Consider the following 24,844-nt stretch of genomic DNA (forward strand, 5'->3'; position numbering starts at 1 on the left):
CGGGCCGTGGCCCGTCACCTGAGCCTGCGAGAGTCATCATCGTGAGAATGCGCCGCCTGAGCTGGGCCCTGGTCCGGCTGTTGATCCTGCTGCCGCTGTGGCTGATCGGCCTGGTCATGCTGCTGCTGGGCCTGGTCCTGTCGCCCTGGGGGACCAGCGCCCTGTTCGCCCAGGCCGAGCGACTCGGGCTGCTCGAGGTCGAGCGCGTCGAGGGCGCGCCCCTGGACACGCTGACGATCGAAGGCCTACGCCTGACGGCCGGTCCGGCCAGCGTCGCGGTCGAGGACTTCGAGCTCGCCTGGGCCGACGATTGCCTGCTCCACGGCCGGCTGTGCATCGACCGCCTGGGCGTGACCGGCGCCCGCATCCGCCTCGGTGCCAGCGACGCCGCCGACGAACCCGCTCCGGAAGAGCAGGAGAGCGCCGGCGGCCCGCCCGGAGCGATCCGTCTGCCGCTGCCGATGGCGCTGCGCGAGCTACTGCTGGACGACGTCGAGGTGCGCCTCGCCGATGGCACCCGCCTGCGCTGGCAGCACTTCGAGAGCGGCGCCGAGGCCGAGGGCAATGCCCTGACCCTGTCGCCCACGCGGCTCGTCGGGCTGCGACTCACACCGTCGATCTCGCCGGGCAACCGGCTCGCCCTGAGCGAGGCGGAAAGCCGCGACGACGTGCTCACGGCCATCGCGATCGACGCCGCGGTAGCGGTCCGATCGCCGCTGCCGTCCAGCGTCGCCCCGGCTGCCGCAGGCGTGAGGGATTCGCAGCCGTCGACTGACGCTCCCGCCGACGAGCGTCTCCGGCTGCCGGACATCACCCTGCCACTGGCAGTGGAGGTGCCAAGTCTGACCCTGGAAGACACCGCCTTCGAGGGGCCCCAGGCCTACGTCATCGACCGGCTCGACCTCAGCGTCACGGCCCGCGATCAGCAGGTGACCGTGCACCCGCTGGCGGTGACCTCCCGGGAGGCCGACGCCACCCTCGAGGCCGAGGTCACCCTGCGCGACGATTACCCCCTCGACGTGAGCCTCGGCGCCGACTTCTATTTGCCCGAACGCCTGCCGGCCCTGGCCGGGCAGCGGCTCGAGCTGGCCCTGACCGGCGATCTCGGCGACCTGGACGTGGCACTGTCGGCCACCGGCCCCGTGGCAGCCGATCTGTCGGCCCACCTCGACGCCCTGGACCCGGCACGGCCGTTCACCGCCCGGCTGACCAGCCCCGGGCTGCAGTGGCCGCTGCCTGGCGCCATGCCGACCACCGGCGACGAGGATGACGAGAGCGATGACGCGTCTGGCCCCCCCGAGCCGTGGCGGGTCGAGCACCTCGATCTCGACGCTGAAGGCACCCTCGACGACTATCGGGTCAGCCTGGGGCTGGCCGCCCGGGGGCCGTCGCTGCCGCGCACCGAACTCGCGCTGAACGGTCAGGGCAACCTGCAGCGCTTCGACTGGACGCCGCTGCGCCTGACGCCGCCGGAAGGCACGCTGACCAGCGAAGGGCGGATCGACTGGTCCGAGGCACTGTCGATGTCGGCACGCCTCGACGTCGACGGCTTCGACCCCGAGCCCTTCGTCGAAGGGCTGAGTGGACGGCTGAACGGTGGGCTACAGGTGGCCTTCTCCCAGAGTGCCGACGGCTGGCGGCTCGGCGTGCCGACGCTTGCCGTGGACGGCGAGCTCGCCCAGCAGCCGTTTTCACTGTCGGGTCAGCTGTCCGGCGATCACGACATGAACTGGGACATCGCCTCGCTGAGTCTGCGCCAGGGCGAGAATCGGCTGGACGCCTCGGGCCGGGTCGCGCCGAGTCGCCTGGATCTGGACGCCCGCATCGACATGCCGCGCCTGGACACCCTCTATCCCGACCTCGACGGGGCGCTGGATGGCGACATCGCGGCCCGCGGCAGCTTCGAGCAACCTCAGCTCTCCTTGACCCTGAACGGCGACCGGCTGGCCTTCGGCGACAATCGCCTCGCCCGGCTACGCCTGGCGGGTGAGGTGGCCGGCCTGGACGACCCCAGCCTCGACCTGAGCCTGACCGCCGACGACGTCGCCGCCGGCGGCCAGGCCTTCCCGACCATCGCGCTGGGCCTCGATGGCCGGCTCTCGGCGCATCGCCTGACCCTCGACGTGGACGGCGACCCGGACGGGCCGCTGACGGCGCTGGACCTGGCCCTGGAAGGGGCTCTGGACGAGGCCCGCGAGCGCTACCGCGGGCGACTGATGCCGCTGGACGCCGACACCGCCTACGGCAGCCTCGGCCTCGACGAGGCGCTGGCCTTCGACGCCGATCTGACGGCCAGCGCCGTGGACGTCCAGCCGTTCTGCCTGATTCGAGCCGAGGGCGGCGGGCTGTGCCTGACGGCACCGCTGTCGGCCTCGCCGGACAGCGGCCGCGCCGAGCTGGCCATCCGCGAGCTGCCGATGGACCTGATCAACGACGCCATGCCGGTGGGGTGGGGCGTGGAGGGCGCCACCGAGGGCGATCTGGTGGCCGAATGGTCGAACGGCGGCGCCTGGCAGGCCACCGCCAACCTCGACAGCCGCGTCGAAATCAACGGCGAGGACGCCTATGGCCAGCCCTGGTCGGTGCCCGGCACCGGACTCTCGCTCGCCCTCGATGCCGACCAGGGCCGCGCTGACCTGGACCTGGGGCTGACCTTCGGCGATCAGGGGGCGATGCAACTCGACCTGGGCATCGTCGATCCCCTGGGCACCGGCCGGCTCGAAGGCCGCTTCGAGATCGACGATTTCCGACTGGCGCCCTACCGGCCGCTGATCGCCGACCTGGAGACCCTGGAAGGCGCGCTCGCCGCCGGTATCGACATCACCGGGAATCGCGAGCAGCCGCGCCTGGACGGCCGTCTGGCTCTCGACGGCCTGCGTGCCGAAGGCCTCGGCCTGCCGCTGTCGGTGGTCGACGGCCAGCTGGCCGTCGACCTGGCCGGCGACAGCGCCGACATCGACGGCTACCTGCAAAGCGAGGAGGGCCGACTGAACATCGTCGGCGACGCGAGCTGGCCCTCGGCCGGCGCCTGGCAGGCAGCCCTCGACCTGGAAGGGCGCGAGGCTCCGCTGCTGGCCGCGCTACCGGGCTTCGGGCGCCTGCGCCTGGCCCCCGACCTGGCGATCCGCGCCACGCCCGAGCGGCTTCAGGTCCGCGGCGAGGTGGCCGTGCCCTGGGCCCGGCTGGAAATTGGTCGGGTCCCGGCCTCGGCGGTCTCGCCGAGCCCCGACGAGGTCATCCTCACCCGCGAGGAGGCGGAAGCGGCCGACCGCCAGGCCGCCAGCGGTGAGCCGGGCGCCGGCACCGCCGAGGCCATGCAGCAGGCCGGCATGGCACTGGACGTTCAGGTGGACCTGGTACTGGGCCCGGACATGCGCCTCGAGGCCTACGGGCTGGAAACCGAGCTGCTCGGCGACCTGCAGGTGCGCCAGTCCGACGGCCCGGTGCAGCTGTTCGGCAACGTCAACCTGGAAGACGGCCGCTTCCGGGCCTTCGGCCAGGACCTGATCATCCGTCAGGGCATCCTCTATTTCAGCGGCCCGCCGGGACAGCCGCTGCTCGACTTCGAGGCGGTACGCAACCCGGACAACACCCAGGATGGCGTGGTAGCCGGCCTTCGGGTCACCGGGCCTGCGGCCAACCCGAGCCTGGAGATCTTCTCCGAGCCGGCCATGAACGAGGCCCGGGCGCTGTCCTACGCGCTGCGTGGCCGGGCGCCGGATGACAGCGGCGGCGCCGACGGGGCGCTGACCTCGGCGCTGATCGGCGTCACCTTGGGCCAGGCCGGCGGCGCCGTGGGTGCGATCGGCGAGGCCTTCGGCATCGATGACTTGAGCCTGGACACGTCCGGCAGCGGCGAAGACAGCCAGGTCGTCGTGACCGGGAACCTGACCGACCGGTTGAGCGTCGGCTATGGTGTCGGGATCTTCTCGCCGATCGCCGAGCTGAGCCTGCGCTACAAGCTGTGGCGCGATCTCTACCTGGAAGCGGTCTCCGGCGCCAATCAGGCGGTCGACCTGATCTACACCTTCAGCCTGCCGGGCGATCCCCCGACGCTGACGCGATGAGCGACACGAGCAAGACGAACCAAGGAGCCACACGATGACCACTTCGCCGCTGTACGCCCCCGAGGGCCGCGACACGCCACTGCAGATACAGGGCCGCCATACGGTCAGCGGCCACGCCATGACACCGCCCTGGCCGGCGGGCATGCAGGAGATCGTGCTTGGTCTGGGCTGCTTCTGGGGCGCCGAGCGGCTGTTCTGGCAGCTGCCCGGCGTGCACGTCACCGCCGTGGGCTATGCCGGCGGCGTGACGCCCAACCCCACCTACGAGGAGACCTGCACCGGACGCACCGGCCACGCCGAGGTGGTACGCGTCGTGTTCGACCCCGCGACGATCGATCTCGCGACCCTGCTGCGCCACTTCTGGGAGGCCCACGACCCGACCCAGGGCAACCGCCAGGGCAACGATATCGGTCCCCAATACCGCTCGATCATCCTGGTCACCGACGAGGTCCAGCGCGAGGTCGCCGAGCACAGCCGTGACGCCTACGAACAGGCACTGGCTCAGGTCGGGCGTGGCCCCGTCACCACCGTCATCGAGCCCCTCGAGACCTTCTACTACGCCGAGGACTACCACCAGCAGTACCTCGACAAGAAGCCCGACGGCTACTGCGGCCTCAAGGGCACCGGCGTCAGCTGTCCGATCGGCTGAACGCCTCGCGCATGGAAGGCGTCGCGCCGGCCCAGCCATCCAGCTGAGCGCCGACGCGGCGCGCCAGCCAGCTCGCCAGCCTTCCGCCTCGGCGTTCGATGAAGCCCACATGCCCGCCGTGGCGGGATGTTTCCAGACGAATGCCCGGGCCCAGCGTGACATCCTGGTACAGGCGCGACGGCATGAAAGGGTCATCCTCGGCATGAAGGATCAGGGTCGGCAGACGAATGCCGGCCAGCCTCGGACCGGCCGAGGCGCGGCGATAGTAGTCGGCAGCACCGGCGAAGCCGTGCAGCGGCGCGGTCACCGCGTCGTCATATTGCCGCAGGGTGCCAAGACCGTTCAGGTCCCGGGACGACAGCGCCAACGGCAGCTCGCCGGCGTCGAGCCTCGGCGCCACCTTGGCCTTCAGCGCGCCGAGCAGGTGGCGCTGGTAGACCCGGGCGAAACCCCGCTCCAGGCAGTCGGCACTCGCCGCAAGGTCCACCGGCGGGGCGATGGCGATCGCGCCATGCAGCGCCGGAAACTCGCGCTGGGCGTCTTCGGCCACCAGCTTGAGCAGCATATTGGCCCCCAGCGAGACGCCGCAGGCGATGCGCGGTGCCCGGGGATAGCGCCGGGCTAACCGGGTCAACAGCCAGTGGGCATCGGCGGTATCACCGCTGTGATAGGCCCGCGGTCGACGGTTCGGGTGCCGCCCGCAGCCGCGGAAATGCATCAGCAGAGCACGATAGCCCCGCTCGCCGGCGGCCGTGAGCAGTTGCCGGGCGTAGGGCGAATCCACGGAACCTTCCAGCCCATGGAACAGCACGAACAGCGGCGCGTCTTCGTCGGCGGGCCCCGGCGCGATCCAGCAGAGCTCGACCACATCCCCGTCGGGCAGCGCCAGCGTCTCCCAGCTGAGCACGGGGGAGGGCGCCGGCAGCAGCCTCGGCAGCAGGGTCTGGAGATGGCGATTGGCCAGGCCCGGCGGGGCCTGGAAGTCCGCGTCATGGCGCTCCGGCGTCATGTGGCGTCGGCCCTGGCATCGGGGATGCGCTGCCACAGGGCGTCCACCGCCGGATGGGGGTTCTCGCGATATCGGAAGAGGCGGATCTCCAGCGGCACCTGCCAGCGCGTGCCGCCGGCAGGAACCAGGGTTCCCGACGACAGCGCGGCCTGGATCGAGCGGGCCGGCAGCCAGCCGAGCCCGTAGCCGAGGCCCACCAGTTCGCGGATATTGCCGCTCTGGATGCTCTCGTTGAGCACGCTGAAGGTCGGCATCTGGCCGAGCGACTGCAGGTGCGCACGGATGCATTGGTCGATCACCCCACGGGGGTGATAGGCGATCAGCGGCAGCGGGCGACGCCCGGTGTCCTCGAGCGAGAAGCGCGGGCGGCCCTCGGCGTCGGGCAGCGACACCGGCACCAGCCGCTCGCGGCCGAGCACCCGGGCCTCCAGGCCTGCGGTTTCCAGGGGCAGCGTGCCTGGCGTGGCGGGCCAGTAGCAGAGCACCAGGTCGCATTCCTGGCGCTCCAGGGCCCGAAAGTAGTCGTCGGCCAGCCAGCCGGTGGCGCGCAGGTAAGGCATGACCGGCGGGGCGGGATCGAAGCCGGCCAGCCAGTCCGGCAGGAAATTGGCCAGCAGGCTCTGGGGCGCGGCCAGCCGCAGGCGGCTGGCGTCGGCCTCGGCCAGCTGACCGAGACGCTCCCTGGCGGTGTCGACTCGCCGGGTCACGTCCTCGCACAGCGCCAGGAACTCCTCGCCGGCCGGCGTCAGCGACAGCGGCAGGGTCTGGCGATTGATCAGGGTGGCCCCCATCTCCTCCTCGAGCAGCTTGATGCGGCGCGAGAAGGTCGGCTGGGTCACGTTCTGGGTCTCCGCCGCCCGTGAGAAGTGGCGCGTGCGCGCCAGGGCGATGAAGTCTTCCAGCCAGCGTAATTCCATCGTATTCCTTGTTGCCGGATCACCGGGACGGGGAGTCTACTCAGGTTAGCGTTATTCGACCAGGTGGTCAGGTGTGGCCGAAACAAGCGGGCTGGGCTGGAGCAGCCGGAAGCCAGCCCCGAAGTGTCGGACCACCGCGAGGGCGCTGTGAACCCTTCCCTGAGCGCTACCGACGCCCTGCGGCGCTTTCGCATCCTGCGCCGCTGGCAGGGCCAGTGCAGGCCATCCATGGCCAGCCCGTTCGGAGCAGTGCTCCTCACCCCTGGCGCAGGACCCTCGCTACGCCTGGCTCCCGGCATCATCCCCGTTCAGCCACTCTAAATCCGGCCTTCCTCGACCCCATGACAGGCCACCTGCCCGCCCTGGTCGGTGGCGATCAGCGCCGGGACCTCGTCGCGGCAGCGGGCATTGGCATGCGGGCAGCGGCCGTGGAACACGCAGCCCGACGGCAGGTTCACCGGCGTGGGCACCTCGCCCTGCAGGCGGATGTGCTGCGGGCGGTCGTCCTCGAGCCGGGGAATCGCCGACATCAGCGCCTGGGTGTAGGGATGGCGCGGGGTGGCGAACAGCGTCGCCGTGGGCGCCACCTCGCACACCCGGCCCAGATACATCACCGCCACCCGGGTGCCGAAGTGCTCGACCACGGCCAGGTCGTGGGTGATGAACAGGTAGGTCAGGTTGCGCTCTTGCTGGGCCTCCATCAGCAGGTTGAGCACCTGGGCCTGGATCGAGACGTCAAGCGCCGAGATCGGCTCGTCGGCGACGATGAACTCCGGGTCCACCGCCAGCGCCCGGGCGATGGCGATGCGCTGACGCTGGCCGCCGGAGAACTCGTGGCCGTAGCGCGCGCCCCAGTCCGGGGCAATGCCCACCGCGTTCATCACCTCGGCGACCTTGTCCTGGACCTTCGCCGGCGACCAGTCGGGGTGGTGCAGGCGGATCGGCTCTTCCAGCGTCTGCTGGATGGTCATGCGCGGGTTCAGCGACGCATAGGGATTCTGGAAGATCATCTGCATGCGCCGGCGGTAGGGCAGCAGCTCCTTGGTGGAGCGGTCGTCGATGCGTTCACCGTCGTAGCGGATCTCGCCGGCGCTGGGGGTGATCAGACCCATCACGGTGCGGGCCACCGTGGACTTGCCGCAGCCGGACTCGCCGACCACGCACAGCGCCTCGCCGCGCCGGATGTCCAGGTCGACGCCGTTGATGGCGTGCACATGCTTCTGCTCGCGCACCAGCTTGCCGCCCTTGAACTTGAGCTGCTCGAGAAAGTCGCCGGAGAGCGAGAAGCGCTTCTCCAGGCCGCGGATCGACAGCAGCGGCTGGGCCGCTTCCGGCGCCGTGGAAGCGCCCGGGGTGGAGCCGGTGGATGAAGAAAGAGAGGCGGTGGTCATCAGTCTTGCTCCTCGGCCGGAATGCGTTCGCGTTCGATCATCTCGGCCACCATGTGGCAGGCCGCCTGGCAGTTGCCCGAGGCGACGAAGCCGGGCACCTCGTCGACGCAGGCCTGGCGACGCGAGCCGTCGGGCCGATTGACGAAACCGCAGCGCGGATGAAAGGCACAGCCGCTCGGCAGGTGGCTGAGCGACGGCATGCTGCCGGGGATCTGGTTGAGCCGCTCGCCGGGCGTGGCCATCTGCGGCAGGGCGTTGAGCAGGCCCTGGGTGTAGGGGTGCTGCGGGTCGTTGATGATCTCGCGGGTCGGGCCCTGCTCGATCACGCGGCCGGCGTACATCACCAGCATGCGCTGGGTGACCTGACTGACCACGCCCAGGTCGTGGGTGATCAGCACCAGGCCGACGTTGTGCTCCTCGCACAGCTCCAGCAGCAGCGCCATGATCTCGGCCTGGATGGTCACGTCCAGCGCCGTGGTCGGCTCGTCGGCGATGATGATGTCCGGGTCGAGCAGCAGCGCGATGGCGATGATCACGCGCTGACGCATGCCGCCGGACAGCTCATGGGGATACTGGTCGAGGCGCGCCTCGGGCGAGGGGATCTGCACCTGCTCGAGCTTGCGCAGCGAGATCGCCCGGGCATCGCGGGTCGAGATGCGCCGGTGGGCCTTCAGGCACTCGACCATCTGCTCGCCGATGGTCAGCACCGGATTGAGCGTCATCATCGGGTCCTGGAAGATCATCGAGATGCGATGCCCGCGGATGCGACGCAGGGCCCGGTCGGACAGGCCGATCAGCTCCTGGCCGTCGAACGTGATGCTGCCGCCGGCGATATAGCCGGGCCTGGCGATCAGGTTGAGCAGGCTGAAGGCGGCCACGGACTTGCCGGCGCCGGACTCGCCGACGATCCCCAGGCGCTCGCCGCGATCCAGGCTGAAGCAGACGTCGCGCAGGGCCTGGACGTCGCCGCGGCGCAGCGCGAAGCGCACGTCGAGGTGGTTGACTTCGAGAAGTGACATGGAAACTCCTTGGCCTCAGCCCTTGTGCAGCATGAAGAGGCGCGGGTTGAGCACGTCGTGCCGGCGACCGTCGGGTATTGAGTACGTATCGATATGCAGCATGGCCTCAGCCCTTGTAGAGACGCGGGTTGAGGACGTCGCGCAGCCAGTCGCCGAGCAGGTTGATCACCAGCACCAGCACCACCAGCACCAGGCCCGGGATCAGGGTGATCCACCAGGAGCCGGACTGGATGTAGTCGAACCCGGACTTGATCAGCGAACCCAGCGAGGGCTGGGTCTCGGGCATGCCGAGGCCGAGGAAGGACAGCGCCGCCTCGGAGATGATGGCATTGGCCACCTGCACGGTGGAGATGACGAAGATCGGCGACAGGGTGTTGGGCAGGATGTGGCGGAACATGATGCGCCGGCTCGGCAGCCCCATCACGCGGGCGGCGTCGACATATTCCTTGCCCTTCTCGGCCAGCACCGAGGCGCGCACGGTGCGCGCGTACTGGGGCCATTCGGCCAGGCCGATGATCAGCACCAGCAGCGGCACCGCATAGGTGCTGAAGGTGGCGCCGCCGAAGATCGCCTTGAACAGCGCGCCGACCACGATCGCCACCATCAGGGTGGAGAACGATAGCTGGATATCCGCCATGCGCATCAGGAAGGCATCGACGCGCCCGCCCAGATAGCCGGCCAGCAGGCCGAAGCACACGCCGAGGGTGGCCTGCAGCGCCACCGCGCCGAAGCCGATGATCAGCGAGACCCTGAGGCCATAGAGGATGGTCGAGAGCAGGTCGCGGCCCTGGGCATCGGTGCCCATGGTATAGGCCGGATCGCTGCCGTCGACCCAGAACGGCGGCAGCTCCGAGGCCAGGATATCGATCTGCGCCAGGTCGTAGGGGTTCATCGGCGCCAGCCAGGGCGCCAGGACGGCGCAGGCTACCATCAGGATGAACACCGCCAGGCTGACCTGGGCGATCGGGTCGCGCAGGAAGCTGTAGAGCAGGTAGGAGTCGCGGAAGCGCTCCCAGCGGCTCGCCGTGGACGAGCTCGCAGCGGATGAAGTCGAGGTGGTCATGCGGGCTTTCCTGTCAGCTTGACGGTGGGGTTGACCAGGCCGTAGATCAGGTCGACCAGGGTATTGGTGATCACGAAGATCAGCCCCACGATCATCAGGTAGGTGACGATCAGCGGAATGTCGGAACGCTCGATGGCGTCGAGGAACATCAGGCCCATGCCGGGCCACTGGAACACCGTCTCGGTGAGGATGGTGTAGGCGACCAGGGTGCCGATCTGCACCCCTCCGACGGTGATCACCGGCAGCATGGTGTTCTTCAGCGCGTGCAGGAAATAGATGCGGCGCAGCGAGATGCCCTTGGCGCGGGCGAACTTCACGTACTCCGACTGCATCACCTCGAGCATCTCGGCGCGGATCAGGCGGATGAACAGCGGCAGCATGATCGAGGCCAGCGAGATGGCGGGCAGCACCAGGTAGGTCAGCCCCTCGAGGGAGGCGAAGTTGGTCTCCCAGGTGCCGAACACCGGCACCGGGTCCCCGCGCCCGTAGGCCGGCATGCCGCCGTTGGTGCTGACGAGATCATTGAGCCAGGCGCCCCAGCCGGTATCGGCGGGGAAGGGCGACCAGGACACGCCGATGGCGAACAGCTGGATCAGCACGATGGCGGTCAGGAACACCGGGATCGAGATGCCGATGATCGACACGCCCATGAAGAACCGCGACAGCCAGGCGCGCGGCCGAATGGCGCTGTAGACCCCGATGGGGATCGACAGGGCGATGATCAGGAAGGTGGACGCGGCCACCAGCTCCAGGGTCGCAGGCAGATGGCGCAGGATGACGTCGGTGGTCGGCTCGTTGAAGACGTAGGAATAGCCGAAGTCGAACTGCACCGCGTTGACGGCGAAGCGCAGGTACTGGACCGCGAAGGGGTCGTTCAGGCCCAGCTCCTCGCGCAGTGCCGCGCGCTCGCTCTCCGGTACCGACTGGCCGACCATCTGCTGGATGGGGTCGCCCAGATTGTCCTGGATGGCGAAGGCGATCACGCTGATGACGAACATCACCAGCAGCGCATGGATAAGGCGCTTGATCAGAAAGGCGATCATGAGTGGCGTCCCGTAGGCAATACGGGGTGGCACGCTCGTCCCGAGCGCACCACCGGGTCAGGATGGGGAAGGCCTCGCCGACGGTCCGCCGGCGAGGGGAGGAATCACTCCTCCTCGACGACCAGGTCCCCGAGGTAGGGGAAGTTCATCACGTTGACGATCGGCTCGATGTTGACGTTGGCGGCGGACGCCCACGCCAGATCCTGCCAGTGCAGCGGGATGAAGGCGGCCTCGTCATGGAGGGTCTGCTCGACCTGCTGCAGCATCTCGGCACGCGCCTCGAGGTCGACCTCCAGGTTGGCCTCGGCGACCAGGGCGTCGAGCTCCGGGTTGCAGTAGTTGCCGGCGTTGTACTGACCGGCCCCGCTGTCGGCATCCGGGCAGGCGGTGAGGTACTCGTGCAGGTTGGCCGAGTCCTCGGTGTCGGCGTGCCAGCCGATCATCATCATGTCGGCCACGCGATCGTCATACTCGCCCCAGTACTGGGCCTTGGGCAGGGTCTTGAGATCCACCGTAACGTTGATGCGCGCCAGCATGGCGGCCACCGCCTGAGCGATCTTGGCATCGTTCACGTAGCGGTTGTTGGGCGCCATCATGGTGATCTCGAAGCCGTCTTCATAGCCGGCCTCGGCCATCAGCTCCTTGGCCCGTTCGACGTCGTAGCGCGGCTCGAGGCCGTCCACGTGGCCGGCATAGCCCTGCGGCGACATCTGGGCCGCCGGGGTGGCGAAGCCCTTCATCAGCCGGTCGGCGATGCCTTCCTGGTTGATGGCGTAGGCGAAGGCCTGACGCACCCGCGGGTCCTGGAAGGCCTCGACCCGCTCCTGGTTCATGTGGAACAGGATGATCCGGGTGCCGGACATGGTGACCAGCTGGGTATCGTCGTCGTTGCGGATGCGTTCCAGATCGTTGGGTGGCACCGGGGCGATGAAATCGACGTCGCCGGAGAGCAGGGCGGCCACGCGGGTGGCGTTCTCGCTGATCGGCGTCATCACGATCTCGTCGACGTTGCCCGGGGACTCCTCGTCCCAGTAGTCGTCGTTGCGCTCGAACACCACGCGCACGCCCTGCTGGCGTTCGGTGACCTCGAAGGGGCCGGTGCCGGAGAGATGCCGCGAGGCGTAGGAATTGCCGTTCTTGACGATCTCGTCCTTGGGATCGCCGTCGGCGTCTTCACCGCTGTAGAACTGGCTGTCCATCGGGAAGATATAGGTCGCCAGGTTGAGCAGCAGCGGGTAGGGCTTTTCGGTGGTGAACTCCACGGTGTGCTCGTCGACCGCGGTCACCGAGTCGATGGGCGCGAAGATCGCCTTGAAGTCGGGGCTGCGCTTGAGACGCTCCACGGTCCACACCACGTCATCGGCGGTGAAGGCATTGCCGCTGTGGAATTCGACGCCCTCACGCAGGGTCATGCGCAGGGTGGTGTCGTCGACCTGCTCCCAGTCGGTGGCCAGGCGCGGCGCGAACTCGAGGTCCTGGTTCCAGCGCACCAGCGGATCGAAGGTCATGTGCGAGAGCTGCAGGATGCCGCCGGAGAGCTGCTCGTGGATGTCGAGCGACACCGGATCGGCATCGTAGGCCATGCTGAGGGTGGTCTCGGCCTGGGCGGCCGGGGCGATGGCAGCCGCGGTCATGGCCGCGCCGACGGCGCTGGCCAGAAGAGTCTTCTTGATTGTCATGTTGGATTCCATGCCGGATGGATTGTTATGCGTAGCGCCCCGGAATGAGGCGAACGACCGTTTGTTCCGGTCCGGCATTCAACATAGAGAGTTCCGCGGCGTCAGGACAATCGAAATAACGAGAGGCGTCATGCGCCCGGCGAATAGGCGCCCCGGGCGGCAGAGGATCAGTCGTCGCCGGAGGGCGCCACGCGGTCGATCCGGTACAGGGTCGAGACCTGATCGAGGCCGGTCACGCTGCAGTCCAGGTCGGTGGCGAGTCCATCGTTCAGGCCGTAGACCCAGCCGTGCACGGCCAGTGGCTGGCCACGCTGCCAGGCCCGCTGGAGGATCTTGGTACGGCACAGGTTGTTGACCTGTGCCCGGACGTTGAGCTCGCACATGCGATCGACCTGCTCGCCCAGCGGAAGGCGCTCGAGGTCCGGGCGATGCAGGCTGTAGAGCTCGCGTACCGAATGCAGCCAGTAGTCGACGATGCCGCACTCGCCGCCGGTCACCGCCGCCTTCACCCCGCCACAGCCGTAGTGGCCGACGATCATGATGTGCTTGACCTTGAGCACGTCCACGGCGTACTGCACCACCGACAGGGCGTTCATGTCGTTGTGATGGAGCAGGTTGGCGACATTGCGATGGACGAAGACTTCGCCCGGCGGCAGATCGATGATCTGGTTCGCCGGGACGCGGGAGTCCGAGCAGCCGATCCACAGGTAATCGGGATTCTGCTGCTGGGAGAGGCGGGCGAAGAAATCGGGATCTTCCCGGCTGACGCTCTCCGCCCAGGCGCGGTTGCGCTCGAGCAGCTGCTGCATTTCGGTTTTCATTGAGAAGGGGTCTCTTATGATCGGGGCTGCGGACCACTCGCATTTTTTATTACCGGCATAGCGCCGGTCAATGGCGTCGGGCCTCCCGGGGGCTGCCGACGGCTGGTATGATCGCTGCCACTTCACGCCCATCCCCTTATTCTCATTCATCTATCAGGAGATGCCTGTGTCCGAGTTCGACTACGACCTGTTCGTCATCGGGGCGGGATCCGGCGGCGTGCGCGCCGCACGCACCGCCGCCGCCACCGGGGCCCGCGTCGCCGTGGCCGAGGATCGCTACCTGGGCGGCACCTGCGTCAACGTCGGCTGCGTGCCCAAGAAGCTGTATTCCTACGCCGCCCATTTCCATGACAGCTTCGAGGACGCCGGCGGCTTCGGCTGGAACCTGCCCGAGGCACCGACCTTCGACTGGGCGACCCTGCGCGACAACAAGATCGGCGAGATCAAGCGCCTCAACGGCATCTACGGCCGGCTGCTCGACAACGCTGGCGTGCGGCTGATCAACGGCCGCGCCAGCGTGGTCGATGCCCATCACGTCAGCGTCGGCGGCGAGACCATCAGCGCCGAGAAGATCCTGGTCGCCGTGGGCGGCTGGCCCTGGGTGCCGGACTTCCCGGGCAAGGAGCTGACGCTGGACTCCAACCGCGTCTTCGACCTCGACAGTTTTCCGGAACGCTTTCTGGTGCTCGGCGGCGGCTATATCGCCGTGGAGTTCGCCAGCATCTTCAACGGCCTGGGCAGCGACACCCACCTGATCTACCGTGGCGACCTGTTCCTGCGCGGCTTCGACCAGGAAGTGCGCGAGTTCACCCGCGACGAGATGGCCAAGAAGGGCGTCAACCTGCACTTCGGCACCAACATCGAGACCATCGAGAAGGTCGAGGGCGGGCTCAAGGTCACCCTGACCAGCGGCGAGACCCTGGAAGTCGACGCCGTGCTGGCCGCCACCGGCCGTCGCCCGCACCTCGAGGGCCTGGGGCTGGACAAGCTCGACGTGGCCACCAGCGACGACGGCAAGCTCAAGATCAACGAGCGCTTCGAGACCTCGGTACCGTCGATCCTGGCGCTGGGCGACGTGACCGACGGCCCCGAGCTGACCCCGGTGGCGCTGGAAGAGGCGATGAAGCTGGTCGAGCACCACTTCGGCGACACCACGCCGGCACCGCTGGATTACGAGCGCATCGCCACCGCGGTGTTCTGTCATCCCAACATCGGCACCGTGGGCCTCTCCGAAGAGGCCGCCCGCGAGCGTTTCGATGCCATTCGCGTCTACAGCGCCGATTTTCGCCCCATGAAGCACACGCTGTCCGGCAGCAGCGAGCGCTGCCTGATGAAGCTGATCGTCGATGACGCGAGCGACGTGGTAGTCGGCGCCCACATGGTGGGCGACGAGGCCGGCGAGGTGATCCAGGGCATCGCCATCGCGGTGCGCGCCGGACTGACCAAGGCCCAGTTCGACCAGACCGTGGGCATCCATCCCACCGGCGCCGAGGAATTCGTGACCATGCGCACGCCGACCCGGAACTGACGCCACCGACGGCGACATCTCGCCGTCACGTCATCGCCACATGAGCGGGCCACCCTGACCGGGTGGCCCGCTTGCGTTGGTAGCCCGGAAGGCCCTGGAGACGAAGCGGGACTATGCTGTGAGAAGCCCGCCATGGCAGTGTTTCCGCGAAATCCATAATGTATGTTTATGGTTTTTTGCCGCCTGGATAACATGGCTTTTGAAATAGTAATAAGCGGCTGTTATGATAATTCCCGAATTCGCTAAGCGAACATGATAATGAACGCGACCACAGAGCCTTTCATTCCCTCCGCCGAGCTTGCCCGGCCCAGTATCGCCGACACCGTCGTCGGTCATCAGACCGCCCCGTTGTTTATCCGCAAGCCGAACCCGGACGACGGCTGGGGGATCTATGAACTGGTCAAGTCCTGCCCGCCGCTGGACGTCAACTCCGCCTACGCCTACCTGCTCCTGGCCACCCAGTTCCGCGACAGCTGTGCCGTGGCCACCAACGAGGAAGGCGAGATCGTCGGCTTCGTCTCGGGCTACGTGAAGAGCAACTGCCCTGACACCTATTTCCTGTGGCAGGTCGCCGTGGGCGAGAAGGCCCGTGGCACCGGCCTGGCCCGCCGTCTGGTGGAAGCCGTGATGACCCGCCCGGAGCTTTCCGAGGTACATCACCTCGAGACCACCATCACCCCGGACAATCAGGCGTCCTGGGGGCTGTTCCGCCGACTGGCCGACCGCTGGCAGGCGCCGCTCAACAGCCGCGAATACTTCTCCACCGATCAGCTTGGCGGTGAGCACGACCCCGAGAACCTCGTGCGCATCGGCCCCTTCCAGACTGCCGACATCTGATGTCTCCCGTCGCGGCGCCGGCACATCCCGCCGGCGCCGCGACACCCGATCGTTTCCTTCATCCTTTTTCCGTTCCCCGACAGGAGGTCGCAATGCAGACCCAGACCCTCGAACGCATGGAATCCGACGTCCGGACCTATTCACGCTCCTTCCCGGTCGTCTTCACCAAGGCGCAGAACGCGCGCCTGACCGACGAGACGGGCCGCGAGTACATCGACTTCCTGGCCGGCGCCGGCACCCTGAACTACGGTCACAACAACCCCAAGATCAAGCAGGCCCTGGTCGACTACCTGGCCAGCGACGGCATCGTTCACGGGCTGGACTTCTGGACCGCCGCCAAGCGCGACTACCTCGAGACCCTCGAGGAAGTGATCTTCAAACCGCGGGGCCTGGACTACAAGGTCCACTTCCCGGGGCCGACCGGCACCAACGCCGTCGAGGCGGCCATCCGTCTGGCCCGCGTGGCCAAGGGCCGTCACAACATCGTGACCTTCACCAATGGCTTCCACGGCGTGACCATGGGGGCGCTGGCCACCACCGGTAACCGCAAGTTCCGCGAGGCCACCGGCGGCGTCCCGACCCAGGGGGCATCCTTCCTGCCGTACGACGGCTACATGGGCGAAGCCACCGACACCCTGGACTATTTCGAGAAGCTGCTCGGCGACAAGTCCGGCGGCCTGGACGTGCCGGCCGGCGTGATCGTCGAGACCGTGCAGGGCGAGGGCGGCATCAACGTGGCCGGCCTCGACTGGCTCAAGCGTCTCGAAAGCATCTGCCGCGCCCACGACATCCTGCTGATCGTCGACGACATCCAGGCCGGCTGCGGTCGCACCGGCAAGTTCTTCAGCTTCGAGCATGCCGACGTGGTGCCGGACATCGTCACCAACTCCAAGTCGCTGTCCGGCTTCGGCCTGCCGTTCGCCCACGTGCTGATGCGCCCCGAGCTCGACAAGTGGAAGCCGGGCCAATACAACGGCACCTTCCGCGGCTTCAACCTGGCCTTCACCACCGCCGCCGCGACGCTGCGCCAGTACTGGAGCGATGACGTCTTCGAGCGTGACGTGCAGCGCAAGGGCCGCATCGTCGAGGAGCGCTTCCAGAAGATCGCCGCCTGGCTCACCGACGAGCGCGGCATCGAGGCCAGCGAACGTGGCCGCGGCCTGATGCGTGGCATCGACGTGGGCAGCGGTGCGATCGCCGACAAGATCACCGGCCAGGCCTTCGAGAACGGCCTGATCATCGAGACCAGCGGCCAGGACGGCGAAGTGGTCAAGTGCCTGTGCCCGCTGACCATTCCCGACGAGGACCTGATCGAGGCCCTGGACATTCTCGAGGCCAGCGCCCGCCAGGCCCTGAGCTGATCGATTCCCCTGGCCCGCCTCGTTGACGACGAGGCGGGCGGTCATCGGCGGCGGCCTTGATCGAACGGGATCAGGCCCGACCGCCCGTCACACCAGACACCCCATGGAGAGCGCCAATGATCGTTCGCAATCTCGAGGAAGCCCGCCAGACCGACCGCCTGGTCACCGCCGAGAACGGCAACTGGGACAGCACCCGTCTGTCGCTGGCCGATGACGGCGGCAACTGCTCCTTCCATATCACCCGGATCTTCGAGGGCACCGAGACCCATATCCACTACAAGCACCACTTCGAGGCGGTGTACTGCATCGAGGGCGAGGGCGAGGTCGAGACCCTGGCCGACGGCAAGATCTGGCCGATCAAGCCGGGCGACATCTATATCCTCGATCAGCACGACGAGCACCTGCTGCGGGCCACCAAGACCATGCACCTGGCCTGCGTGTTCACCCCGGGCCTGACCGGCAACGAGGTGCACCGCGAGGATGGCTCCTACGCCCCGGCCGACGACTGATCATCAGCCGCCCAGGCCATGACGACAACGGCCCCGACTCCACCAGGAGTCGGGGCCGTGTCGTTTCGGCAAGAGGCGAGTACCGGTGAGCGGACGCCACTCGACATCGGCTAGCGCGGGGCGTCGCGATCGAAGACGATGGTGATCTCCGCCAGCGTGAAGCCGAACTTCTTCATGGACGTACGATTGATCAGCCGACCGTCGGGCTGCAGGTACATCCAGTCGTCCATCTGGAAGGTGAGATCGCGTCCGTCGACCGTCACCTCGAGCGGATAGCTCATATGAAAGACATGGCCGACCTGGCGGGCGACCACAACGCCCTCAACATCATTGGCGCGCCCCTCCCAGCGGCCACCGTCGCGACGCTCGAAGGTCCAGACGCGGCGATCAGTCTCGCCGTCGGCATAGGCGAAACGCTCATCCAGGGTCAGGGTATCGCCCTCGACGCTGCCGTCGATGTCCACGGTGAAGCGGCGCTGCACCTCGCCGCTGTAGTCCTGCACCATGCCCCAGGCTCGTGTCTGCCCCTCGAAGTAGTCGGCGATATCGAGCCGCGGCGTGGTCCCCGCATAGCGCGCCACATCGGCACCGGCACAGCCGACGAGCATCAGCGCCATCGCCAGCCAGACGACCGGGCCCCGGCCCAACAGCTTTCTATACATTGCAGAATCCTTGAATCGAATTTGTACAATAATATAGCGGAGCGGTGGCGTGGGTGCCATCCGAGCCGGTCAGATCTGGCATCAGGCTGTCGGCATATCATCAGATTCCGGAAACAGCGTGCGAATCTCGGCGAAGCACTGCTCGGCGAGGCCGGAGCGGGGCTCGGTGCGACGCATCAGCAGCCCCATCGGCGCCTGGGTGCTGGCCTCGGCGATGGGGATCATGCGCAGGTGCTCGCTGAGCGCCTCGATGCCGCTGTTCAAGGGCATGATCGCGCAGCAGAGTCCGGCGCCGACGGCCTGTACGAGCTGGAAGGTGGAGTCGCTCTCCAGCACCGGGGACGGATCCAGGCCGTGGCGGCGGAAACTGACGCCGATGGAGTGACGATAGTGCATCCCCTTGGTCAGCAGTCCCAGGGGCAGACCGTCGAGACGTGACCAGTCGAGAGTCGTCGTCTCCTCGAAGGTGAAGTAGCGGGTATCGTGCAGCAGCCCCATGTCGGTGGCACCGAGGCGAATGACGTCGAAATCGGTCGCGTCCAGCGGCTCGAGATAGCACAGCCCGATATCCAGCTGGTTGCGATTGAGGTCGTCGATGATGCGCTCCGAGCTCTGCGACTGCAGGGCGAAGCGCAGCTCCGGAAAGGCGCGATTCAGCGGCTGGATGAGCTGCATGGGGTCGATGGCCGCCAGCGGTACCATGCCCAGGCGCAACGTGCCCACCAGCTGACCTCGGCAGTTGGCCGCCTCCGACTGCAACCCGTCGTGGGCCGATAGCAGGGAACGGGCCCAGGCTAGGATACGCTCGCCGGCCTCGGTGAGCCCCTCGAACCGATGGCCGCGGTTGACCAGCACCAGATCCAGTTCCTCCTCCAGGGCGCGCAGGCGCATGGACAGCGTCGGCTGCGTCACGTGGCAACGCTCGGCGGCCTTGCCGAAATGATGCGTCTCGGCCAGGGCGAGGAGAAACTTCAGCTGCTTGATGTCCATGTCGGATCCTGTCGGTCATCGCGGGCGGAAGGGCGCGACACCATCGGGTCGTCGCGTCATTTCATTGAACCCATCTATACAATCCGACCTTGTAGGACGCAATCGATAGACAAACCAGATGAATTCTTCACGAGTTTCGATTGGATGCGGCGCGACAAGAGGAATATGTTAGGTAGCTCATTAGTTGGGAAAGAAGAGACGATGAGCCAGGACGATCCTATCAGGGAGTATTCGGGGGCGGCGGGTGGCTGGGGCGCATTGAAAAGCGTGACCAGGAGCTGGCTGGGCAGCGACAATGCGGTCAAGAACATCCGTGCCATGCTCAAGACCAACCAGGATCACGGCTTCGATTGCCCGGGCTGCGCCTGGGGCGAGGCGCCCGAGAACGGTTTGGTGAAGTTCTGCGAGAACGGCGCCAAGGCGGTCAACTGGGAGTCCACCGGACGCACCGTCGGCCCGGCCTTCTTCGCCGAACACCGCGTCTCTGACCTGCTCAGGCAGAGCGACTACTGGCTGGAATACCAGGGACGCTTGTCGCATCCCATGCGCTATGACGCCGACAGCGATCGCTACGTCGAGATCCCCTGGGAGGAAGCGTTCGCGCTGATCGCCCAGCATCTCAATCGCCTCGAGTCGCCGCATCAGGCCGAGTTCTACACCTCCGGGCGGGCCAGCAACGAGGCCGCCTATCTCTATCAGCTGTTCGTGCGCGCCTTCGGCACCAACAACTTTCCCGACTGCTCGAACATGTGCCACGAAGCCAGCGGCATCGGCATGACCGACAGCCTCGGCGTCGGCAAGGGCACGGTGGTGTTCGACGATCTCGAGCACGCCGATGCGATCTTCGTCATCGGCCAGAATCCCGGCACCAATCATCCGCGCATGCTGGAGCCGCTGCGCGAAGCGGTGCAGCGCGGCGCCCAGGTCATCTGCATCAATCCGCTCAAGGAGCGTGGCCTCGAGCGTTTCCAGCATCCCCAGAAACCGCTGGAAATGCTCGGCAACGGCGCCGAACCCACCAGCACCGCCTATTTCCGGCCGGCCCTCGGTGGCGACATGGCACTGATGCGCGGCATCGCGAAGTATCTGCTGGGCTGGGAGCGCGAAGCGCTGGCGGCCGGAGAGCCGCCGGTGTTCGATCACGCCTTCCTCGAGGAACACACCGACGGCCTGAACGACTACCTGGCCGCCGTGGATGCCACGCCCTGGACGCATATCCGCGCGCAGTCGGGGCTCTCGCTGGACGACATCGAGCGGGCCGCCCGGATGTATCGCCGCGCCGAACGGGTGGTGATGTGCTGGGCAATGGGTATCACCCAGCACCGCCATTCGGTGGCCACGGTGCAGGAAATCGTCAATCTTCAGCTGCTGCGCGGCAATGTCGGCAAGCCGGGAGCGGGGCTGTCGCCGGTGCGCGGCCACAGCAACGTGCAGGGCGATCGCACCATGGGCATCGACGAGAAGCCGCCGGCGGCGCTGCTCGATGCCCTGAAGGAGCGTTTCCGGTTCGAGGTGCCGCGCGACCACGGCCACAACACGGTGCAGGCGATACAGGCGATGGAAGAAGGGCGGTCGAAGGTCTTTCTCGGCCTGGGCGGCAATTTCGCCCAGGCCACGCCGGATACCGAGCGCACCCACGCCGCACTGCGACACTGCGAGCTGACCGTGCACATCGCCACCAAGCTGAACCGCTCGCACCTGGTGACCGGCCGGGAGGCCCTGATCCTGCCGTGCCTCGGCCGCACCGAGATCGACATGCAGGCCGAGGGCCCCCAGGGCGTCACCGTCGAGGATACCTTCAGCATGGTGCACATTTCCCACGGCCAGCTGACACCGCGATCTGCACATTTGCGCTCGGAGCCCGCGATCATCGCGGGCATCGCCCGGGCGACACTGGGCGATCATCCCGTGGACTGGGTGTCGCTGATCGCCGACTATGGCCGCATCCGCGAGCTGATCGCGGACACCATTCCCGGCTTCGAGGACTTCCATGCACGGCTGGACCAGCCCGGCGGTTTCCATCTGGGCAATCCCGCCGCGGAGCGCGTGTGGCACACGGACAGCGGCAAGGCCCGGTTCCGGTCCCACGCGCTGCCCGAGGCGCTGGTCAACGCCGGGGTGCTGGCCCGCGGCGAGACGCCGGACCTGATCCTGCAGACGCTGCGCTCACATGATCAGTACAACACCACGCTCTACGGACTGGACGATCGCTACCGCGGCGTCTTCGGGCTACGCGAGGTGGTGTTCGCCAGCGAGACGGAGATCCGGCGACTCGGCTTCGCACCCGGTGACCGGGTGGACCTGGTGTCGCTGTGGGACGACGGCCGCGAGCGTCGGGTCAGCGATTTTCAGCTGGTGGCCTATGACATGCCGGACGGGCAGGCCGCTGCCTACTATCCGGAAACCAACCCGCTGGTGCCGCTCGACAGCTACGGCGAGCAGACCTTCACGCCGACCTCGAAGTTCATCGCGATCCGGCTCGAGCGCACTGCACCCAGCCAGCGGCTGGACGCCGAGACGGCCTGACAACATCAACCGCAGGGCCGTGCGCCCGGAATCCCGGCAGGGGTTCCGGGTACCGGCGTGTCGATCATGACATTCTCCGGCACCGCGACGCGCGTTCCCATGGCGGAAGCGTGAAGGCTGGACGACACTTGGCATCATGACAGGCTGCCGGGGTGTCGCGATAACGACACAAGGGCATCAAGCCACCACGACAGACATTTCGCATAATATATATTATGTTAAATCGAGGCAATGGCAATGATGGAGAGGCTCTCCTGTAACCCCGCATTGCCACCGTCTTCCTCCCCGCCGCGACATGGACAGCCTGCTCCCTGCTCCTTATCATCCCGTCAGTTCGCGAGGCGTTAGCCTCTCCACTCGCCTGAGCCAAGGATGTCGTCGACATGCCGATTCGCCCCCTGCTGATTGCACCTCTCGCCGCCTTGTTATCGCTCGGTGGTTGCGGTCTGGTGCCCCAGCACGAAGCGTCGCCCCAGCCGGTCTCGCAACAGGCCTTCGCGAATCGCATGGATCGACTCGAAACCGAGCTGACCGCACGCTGTGATGCCAACCTCCAGGCCCTGGCGACGCATCGCGAGGAACAGCTCGGCCTGCGGGCCGATGTTCGCGAGGTCGGCTACCTGCTCCGAAACGTGCGCGGCGAACTCGAGTCAATACGCGACGAGAGCCGCCATGAGCCGGCGTCACGCGACTGCCCGGTGGCCGACGAGCGTCTCGACAACAAGACGCTGGTGGGTCGCAGCGAATGGATCGGCCTGCCGCAGGTCGGCACCTATCTGGAAGCCCGCATCGATTCCGGCGCCCAGACCTCGTCGCTGTCGGCCACCGAGATCACGCCGTTCGAGCGCGACGGTGAGGACTGGGTCCGCTTCAAGCTGGGGCTCAACGACGAGGACACCGTGGTCGAGAGCATGCGCGACCAGTGGATCGAGGCCCCTGTGGAGCGCCGGGTCAAGATCGTCCAGGCCAATGGCGAAGCCTCGCGCCCCGTGATTCGTCAGCTGGTGACGCTGGGCCCGCTGCGCGAGAGCGTGGAATTCACTCTCAATGATCGCACCCACCTCGACTATCCGGTGCTGCTGGGGCGGCGCTTCCTGATGGACATCACCATCGTGGACGTGGCGCGCCGCCATATCTATGCACGCCCCGAGTACGCTTCATCGTCGGCAACGGAAGCCGACGACACTACCGAGACACCCGACGCGGCACCGAGCCCCTGATTTCTGCATAGGCCGAGCGTCCCGCGCCCAAGGAAGCCGACATGTCCCGACTGCCCTTCTATCTGATCGTCGCCCTGCTGCTGGTCACCGGTATCGCCATGAGCGTTCATCGCCACGTCCAGTTCGAGGTCCCCTGGACGCCGGGCGAACAGCGCAAGGTCTGGGAGATCGAGGCCCAGGTCAACTTCCAGGCCGATGGCGGCCCCGCCAAGGTCGAGATGGCCCTGCCCTCGACCCAGCCCGGCTTCCGGGTGCTTACCGAGCACACCGCTTCTCCCGGCTACGGCCTCAACTATCTCGAGGAAGACGGCGCCCGCCGCGCCCTGTGGTCGGTGCGCGAGGCCCGTGGCAACCAGCAGCTCTACTACAGCGCCCAGGTGCTCGTCGCCGAGAACGCCAAGCCCGCCGAGGTGCCGCCTCCGCGGTCGGCGGCCAATGTGGTCTGGGAGCCTCCCTATGACACCGCAGCCCAGGAAGTCATCGACGATGCCTGGTCGCGCAGCGCCGATGCCTTCACCTTCACCCAGCAGCTGATCAGCGAGTTCAGCGACGAGCGTCGCGATGAAAACGTCCGCCTGCTGCTGACCCAGTTCGACCGCGCACCGCTGCTGCTTCGGCTGCTCCACCAGGCCGACGTCCAGGCCCGCAACGTCAGCGGCCTGCAGCTGGAGAACGGCCGTCGCCGTCAGACGCTGACCACCTGGATCCAGGTCTACGACGGTGACGAGAGCGCGCTGTTCGACCCGGCCAACGGCGAGCGTGGACGCCCGGACAACCTGCTGCTGTGGGAAAATGCCGGCCAATCGGTGCTGGAGGTCCAGGGCGGCACCAACTCGCGGATCAGCTTCTCGATGATCTCGCGCAACCAGCCCGCCGCTGCCGCTGTGCGCAGCCAGCTGGCCAAGGATGCCGACACCCTGCTCAACTTCTCGATCCACAGCCTGCCGCTCGAGGAACAGGCGCTGTTCCAGACCATCCTGCTGATTCCCATCGGCGCACTGGTGGTGGTGCTGCTGCGGGTACTGGTGGGCATCAAGACATCCGGCACCTTCATGCCGGTACTGATCGCGCTGGCCTTCATCCAGACCTCGCTGGTGACCGGGCTCGTGGGCTTCCTGCTGGTCGTGGCCGTGGGTCTGGTGATCCGCAACTACCTGTCGTACCTGAACCTGCTGCTGGTGGCCAGGGTCACGGCGGTGATCATCACGGTCATCGCCATCATCTCGCTGTTCTCGGTGGTGTCCTTCCGCATGGGCCTCAACGCTGGCCTGCAGATCACCTTCTTCCCGATGATCATCCTGTCGTGGACCATCGAGCGCATGTCCATCCTGTGGGAAGAGGAAGGTCCCAAGGAGGTACTGATCCAGGGCGGCGGCAGCATGCTCACCGCGGTGCTGGCCTACCTGGCGATGAACAATCCCTGGATTCGCCATATCACCTTCAACTTCCTCGGTGTGCAGCTGATCCTGATGGCGCTGATCCTGATGCTCGGCAACTACACCGGCTACCGGCTGCTGGAGCTGCGTCGCTTCAAGCCCGTCACGGAGGACTGA

At 67.2% G+C, this 24,844-nt stretch carries 19 protein-coding genes; 9 read left to right on the forward strand and 10 right to left on the reverse strand.

The window, feature by feature from the left end:
• The first annotated feature begins 47 nt into the window (after positions 1–47).
• Both tamB and msrA read left to right on the forward strand, forming a co-directional pair.
• Entirely contained in the window at positions 48–4,067 is a 4,020-nt protein-coding gene (gene tamB / locus QWG60_RS08350) for an autotransporter assembly complex protein TamB (protein ID WP_146907578.1), read from the forward strand.
• 34 nt (positions 4,068–4,101) lie between these two features.
• Positions 4,102–4,716 (forward strand): peptide-methionine (S)-S-oxide reductase MsrA, encoded by a 615-nt coding sequence (gene msrA / locus QWG60_RS08355; RefSeq protein ID WP_046078694.1) that lies wholly within the window; start codon positions 4,102–4,104, stop codon positions 4,714–4,716.
• On the opposite strand, the gene QWG60_RS08360 is transcribed toward msrA, so the two are convergent.
• From QWG60_RS08360 to can, 8 genes are all read right to left on the reverse strand, one after another.
• The gene (locus QWG60_RS08360; protein WP_146907419.1) at positions 4,697–5,725 is read right to left on the reverse strand and encodes a hydrolase; all 1,029 of its coding nucleotides are present in this window, start codon (positions 5,723–5,725) and stop codon (positions 4,697–4,699) included. The two genes, msrA and QWG60_RS08360, sit on opposite strands and share 20 nt — an antisense overlap.
• A complete protein-coding gene (locus tag QWG60_RS08365; protein ID WP_146907416.1) occupies positions 5,722–6,642 on the reverse strand; it encodes a LysR family transcriptional regulator in 921 nt (306 codons plus the stop codon). Before QWG60_RS08365 ends, QWG60_RS08360 begins: the two co-directional genes overlap by 4 nt.
• A gap of 317 nt (positions 6,643–6,959) precedes the next feature.
• Positions 6,960–8,033: an ABC transporter ATP-binding protein gene (locus QWG60_RS08370; RefSeq protein WP_046078691.1), complete on the reverse strand. Its 1,074-nt coding sequence runs from the start codon at positions 8,031–8,033 to the stop codon at positions 6,960–6,962.
• Complete coding sequence (locus tag QWG60_RS08375; protein ID WP_046078690.1) at positions 8,033–9,052, reverse strand: ABC transporter ATP-binding protein; 1,020 nt, start codon at positions 9,050–9,052, stop codon at positions 8,033–8,035. Before QWG60_RS08375 ends, QWG60_RS08370 begins: the two co-directional genes overlap by 1 nt.
• Positions 9,053–9,158: 106 nt before the next feature.
• Positions 9,159–10,115 carry an ABC transporter permease gene (locus tag QWG60_RS08380; protein ID WP_146907414.1) on the reverse strand — a complete coding sequence of 319 codons (957 nt, stop codon included), beginning with the start codon at positions 10,113–10,115 and terminating at the stop codon, positions 9,159–9,161.
• Positions 10,112–11,158, reverse strand: coding sequence for an ABC transporter permease (locus tag QWG60_RS08385; RefSeq protein ID WP_146907412.1), 1,047 nt, complete (start codon positions 11,156–11,158; stop codon positions 10,112–10,114). Before QWG60_RS08385 ends, QWG60_RS08380 begins: the two co-directional genes overlap by 4 nt.
• 104 nt (positions 11,159–11,262) lie before the next feature.
• Entirely contained in the window at positions 11,263–12,837 is a 1,575-nt protein-coding gene (locus QWG60_RS08390; protein ID WP_107181902.1) for an ABC transporter substrate-binding protein, read from the reverse strand.
• Between the two features lie 167 nt (positions 12,838–13,004).
• Positions 13,005–13,658 carry a carbonate dehydratase gene (gene can / locus QWG60_RS08395; RefSeq protein WP_035593195.1) on the reverse strand — a complete coding sequence of 218 codons (654 nt, stop codon included), beginning with the start codon at positions 13,656–13,658 and terminating at the stop codon, positions 13,005–13,007.
• A gap of 160 nt (positions 13,659–13,818) precedes the next feature.
• Between can and gorA the strand changes: the two genes are divergently transcribed.
• The 4 genes from gorA (at position 13,819) to QWG60_RS08415 (ending at position 17,893) form a co-directional block, all read left to right on the forward strand.
• Positions 13,819–15,186, forward strand: coding sequence for a glutathione-disulfide reductase (gene gorA / locus QWG60_RS08400; RefSeq protein WP_046078688.1), 1,368 nt, complete (start codon positions 13,819–13,821; stop codon positions 15,184–15,186).
• Positions 15,187–15,444: 258 nt separating this feature from the next.
• On the forward strand, positions 15,445–16,023 hold the full coding sequence (gene ectA, locus QWG60_RS08405; RefSeq protein WP_035593201.1) for a diaminobutyrate acetyltransferase: 579 nt from the start codon (positions 15,445–15,447) through the stop codon (positions 16,021–16,023).
• A gap of 92 nt (positions 16,024–16,115) precedes the next feature.
• The gene (gene ectB / locus QWG60_RS08410; protein WP_146909804.1) at positions 16,116–17,384 is read left to right on the forward strand and encodes a diaminobutyrate--2-oxoglutarate transaminase; all 1,269 of its coding nucleotides are present in this window, start codon (positions 16,116–16,118) and stop codon (positions 17,382–17,384) included.
• Positions 17,385–17,500: 116 nt separating this feature from the next.
• Complete coding sequence (locus QWG60_RS08415) at positions 17,501–17,893, forward strand: ectoine synthase (RefSeq protein ID WP_035593206.1); 393 nt, start codon at positions 17,501–17,503, stop codon at positions 17,891–17,893.
• 110 nt (positions 17,894–18,003) lie between these two features.
• On the opposite strand, the gene QWG60_RS08420 is transcribed toward QWG60_RS08415, so the two are convergent.
• Positions 18,004–18,555 carry a DUF3833 domain-containing protein gene (locus tag QWG60_RS08420; protein ID WP_046078686.1) on the reverse strand — a complete coding sequence of 184 codons (552 nt, stop codon included), beginning with the start codon at positions 18,553–18,555 and terminating at the stop codon, positions 18,004–18,006.
• A gap of 81 nt (positions 18,556–18,636) precedes the next feature.
• On the reverse strand, positions 18,637–19,545 hold the full coding sequence (locus tag QWG60_RS08425) for a LysR family transcriptional regulator (RefSeq protein WP_146909803.1): 909 nt from the start codon (positions 19,543–19,545) through the stop codon (positions 18,637–18,639).
• A gap of 201 nt (positions 19,546–19,746) precedes the next feature.
• Here QWG60_RS08425 and QWG60_RS08430 point away from each other — a divergent pair, with 201 nt between their 5' ends.
• The 3 genes from QWG60_RS08430 to QWG60_RS08440 all read left to right on the forward strand — a co-directional run bounded on the left by QWG60_RS08430 (position 19,747) and on the right by QWG60_RS08440 (position 24,844).
• Positions 19,747–22,071 (forward strand): FdhF/YdeP family oxidoreductase, encoded by a 2,325-nt coding sequence (locus QWG60_RS08430; RefSeq protein ID WP_146909800.1) that lies wholly within the window; start codon positions 19,747–19,749, stop codon positions 22,069–22,071.
• 506 nt (positions 22,072–22,577) lie between these two features.
• The gene (locus tag QWG60_RS08435; RefSeq protein WP_237022383.1) at positions 22,578–23,291 is read left to right on the forward strand and encodes an ATP-dependent zinc protease family protein; all 714 of its coding nucleotides are present in this window, start codon (positions 22,578–22,580) and stop codon (positions 23,289–23,291) included.
• 41 nt (positions 23,292–23,332) lie between these two features.
• A complete protein-coding gene (locus QWG60_RS08440; protein WP_146909798.1) occupies positions 23,333–24,844 on the forward strand; it encodes an inactive transglutaminase family protein in 1,512 nt (503 codons plus the stop codon).

Source organism: Halomonas halophila (assembly GCF_030406665.1).
In the GTDB taxonomy this organism is placed as follows: Bacteria; Pseudomonadota; Gammaproteobacteria; order Pseudomonadales; family Halomonadaceae; genus Halomonas; species Halomonas halophila.